The following is a 2,960-nucleotide window of genomic DNA, read 5'->3' as shown; positions in this document are numbered from 1 at the left end:
ATATAAATATGCAAATATAAATACGCAAAGGCCACCGCATTGTCGGTGGCCTTTTCTTGTCATGAACAATCAATAACTGATTAACCGCGCGCTGTAAAAGCGGTCAAGTGCGCCTGCATCAACCGATCGATGTCTACTCTATCTTGATCGCTCACTCCTGCCACCCGTGGATACCTTGGCTCGGCGCGATCGTTATGATAAGCGCCTTCCCATCCCTGAGTGGTGGTTAAAAACGCGCGGGCAAAATCCGCTGAGTAGCGTAAACAGCCTGCCATGACCGTATCGACATAGGATTGGGCAATCGGCTTGTCTACGTCTGGGGTACGCTGCGTATCGGCAACATATACGTACACGGGGCCATCAAGCGTCACCTCTTCGGGCAGAGTGATGTTTGATTCAGCTAACTGTAACCGCTGATAGCCTGCCTCTCGGCGATCAAAGTCGGGCAATGACTGTGGATCGATGCTGACCAGCACCCCATTACATTGACCTTCACCTTGTAACACCACCAAAGGCGAAATAAACGCCTCGCTGACATTGCTCCAATGACGACTTAGCCCGGTCACGGTAACCGGGCACGTCCATCCAGATTCACCGGTCAGCGCCCGTGACGCCGGATTCATTAAACTCCCGTACCCAAATAGATACATGACGTTGCAAACTCCTTTATTGCATAACCTGACAGAACGGTAGTGGCTGCCTTGCTTTTTTCATACAAATTGCCAGAATATCCGGCAATGTTGTTAACAAGGAAGTCATCATGGAACCACTCAATAAGCTCGAAGCCCACTTCAAACGGCTGTCACATTTTCAGCACCTTGCCGCAATCTGCGGTTGGGATCAAGCCACCATGATGCCAGATGGAGGGAATCAAGCCCGTGCCGACGCGATGGCAGAGCTCGCGCTTTATTGCCATCAACAAAGCACCCAACCTGAGCTTAGTGACTGGTTAGCAGAACTGGACGATAAATTGGGGCAACTGACACCGACGCAAAAAGCGAGCGTGGCAGAGATGAAGCGCGAGTGGCAGCAGGCCAGCGTATTGCCTGACACCTTGGTCAAAGCCAAATCTTTAGCGGGTGCCAAATGCGAGCATGATTGGCGCCAACAACGTCAAGATAACGATTGGGCAGGCTTTGCCAAAAATTTAAAAGAAGTGGTGGCCTTGGCGCGCGAAGAAGCCCATATTCGTGCGGACCAAAAAGGTTGTGCGCCTTACGATGCCCTGCTCGACCTCTACGAGCCAGGAATGACCGCTGATCGTGTCGATGAGGTATTTGGTGCGCTTAAAGCATGGCTACCGGAGACCATCCAGGCGGTAGTCGACAAGCAAGCGCAACAGCCGCCCCTTATGCCCAAAGGGCCATTTACCCAAGCACAACAAAAAGCCTTGGGTGAGCAGGTGATGCAGCAGTTGGGCTTTAACTTTGCACAGGGTCGTCTGGATGTCAGCACCCACCCATTTTGTGGCGGCGTGCCCACTGATGTGCGCATTACCACCCGCTACGACGAGCAAGATTTTACCTCGGCATTAATGGGCGTGATCCACGAAACCGGCCATGCGCGCTATGAACAAGGGTTGCCTAAGGACCTGGCAGGCTTACCAGTGGGCCAAGCGCGCTCGATGGGCGTGCACGAAAGCCAAAGCCTGTTTTTTGAAATGCAGCTGGCCCGCAGTGAAGCATTTGCCACCTTGATTTGTCAGCGTGCTAAATCTGCCTTTAACCGCCAAAACGATCCCGCCTTTCATGTCGAGAATTTCCACCGCGTGTTAACTCAAGTCGCGCCCGGTTATATTCGTGTCGATGCCGACGAGGTCACCTATCCGGCACACATCATGCTGCGCTATGACATCGAGCGCGATCTGATCAGTGGCAACATGGAAGTTGATCATATTCCTGAGCGTTGGGACAACGCCATGCAGCAATACCTTGGCCTCAGCACCGCCGGCAACTATAAAAACGGCTGCATGCAAGACATTCACTGGACCGATGGCAGCTTTGGCTACTTCCCCACCTATACCTTGGGTGCCCTGTATGCCGCGCAATTGATGCAAGCAATGCGCCAGCAACTGGATGTCGATGGCATTATCGCCAGCGGTAACCTGTCGCCCATTTTTGATTGGTTATCCCAACATATCTGGCAACGCGCCAGCACCACCTCAACCGACAACATACTCAAGGATGCCACCGGCGAAACCCTCAACCCCGCCCACTTCCGCGAGTATATTCAAGGGCGGTATTTGTAAGCTCACACCAGCCCCAAGGCCCGAACGCTGGCCTTGGGGTCCCCACCAACGGGAGGCATTATGCCCAACTATGAAACACTTAAAACGAGGCAGCGCCAAGAGCGCGAGCATTATCCTGAAAATTTGTCTATTCGTGTACACCGAGCCCTCAGCTGGCTAAAACAAGCCGAGCAAACGGATGATACAGACAGCCAGTTTATTTTCTTATGGATTGCATTTAACGCCGCTTATGCGCAAGAGTTTGCGCAAAAGCGTCAGTTTACCGAGAAAAACCTCTATCAAGGCTTTCTAGAAAAACTGATTCAACTCGATAAAGAAGCGCGTTTAACCCATTTAGTATGGCAAGAGTTCTCAGGCCCAATCCGAGTGATCCTCAATAATGATTATATCCTGCAAGCCTATTGGGAATATCAAGCCGGTCATATCACTGAAGACAGTTGGCAAGCTTCACGCAAAAGCGCCAAAGCCCGCGCGCACAAAGCCTTGGCAAACAGTGATACCGCAACAGTATTAGCGTAAGCGGCCATTTCTCCCCACATTCACATAACCACGATGACCTGATATTGATATAGCTCCTTCACTATCGGAGCGATATCATGACACGCGAAGACAAGATGACACTCTGGCAGGAGCGCCTGCAGCATCAAAAAGACAGCCAACTCACCATCGCCGCCTGGTGCGAACAGCACCAAATTGCCCAGTCGCAGTTCTA

At 51.9% G+C, this 2,960-nt stretch carries 4 protein-coding genes; 3 read left to right on the top strand and 1 reads right to left on the bottom strand.

Annotated elements, in window-relative coordinates; genetic code table 11:
* Positions 1-80: 80 nt before the first annotated feature.
* Positions 81-650, bottom strand: a complete 570-nt coding sequence (locus tag BZG81_RS15345; RefSeq protein ID WP_077677813.1) for a gamma-glutamylcyclotransferase family protein — start codon at positions 648-650, stop codon at positions 81-83.
* A gap of 110 nt (positions 651-760) precedes the next feature.
* Here BZG81_RS15345 and BZG81_RS15340 point away from each other — a divergent pair, with 110 nt between their 5' ends.
* From BZG81_RS15340 to tnpA, 3 genes are all read left to right on the top strand, one after another.
* Positions 761-2,248, top strand: coding sequence for a carboxypeptidase M32 (locus tag BZG81_RS15340; RefSeq protein ID WP_077677812.1), 1,488 nt, complete (start codon positions 761-763; stop codon positions 2,246-2,248).
* 60 nt (positions 2,249-2,308) lie between these two features.
* Positions 2,309-2,767: a HEPN domain-containing protein gene (locus BZG81_RS15335; RefSeq protein WP_077677811.1), complete on the top strand. Its 459-nt coding sequence runs from the start codon at positions 2,309-2,311 to the stop codon at positions 2,765-2,767.
* A 77-nt stretch (positions 2,768-2,844) separates the two neighbouring features.
* Positions 2,845-2,960 (top strand): IS66 family insertion sequence element accessory protein TnpA (tnpA, locus tag BZG81_RS15975; protein WP_443216224.1); only part of this gene is annotated, 116 nt, incomplete at its 3' end.

Source organism: Salinivibrio sp. MA607 (assembly GCF_001996245.1).
GTDB classification, from domain to species: domain Bacteria; phylum Pseudomonadota; class Gammaproteobacteria; order Enterobacterales; family Vibrionaceae; genus Salinivibrio; species Salinivibrio costicola.
This window is presented reverse-complemented; position numbering and strand designations above follow the sequence as displayed.

Excerpts from the sequence above, each read along its gene's own strand:
- BZG81_RS15345 (WP_077677813.1), bottom strand. The coding sequence starts at position 650 with ATGTATCTATTTGGGTACGGGAGTTTAATGAATCCGGCGTCACGGGCG.
- BZG81_RS15335 (WP_077677811.1), top strand. The coding sequence starts at position 2,309 with ATGCCCAACTATGAAACACTTAAAACGAGGCAGCGCCAAGAGCGCGAG.
- BZG81_RS15340 (WP_077677812.1), top strand. The coding sequence starts at position 761 with ATGGAACCACTCAATAAGCTCGAAGCCCACTTCAAACGGCTGTCACAT.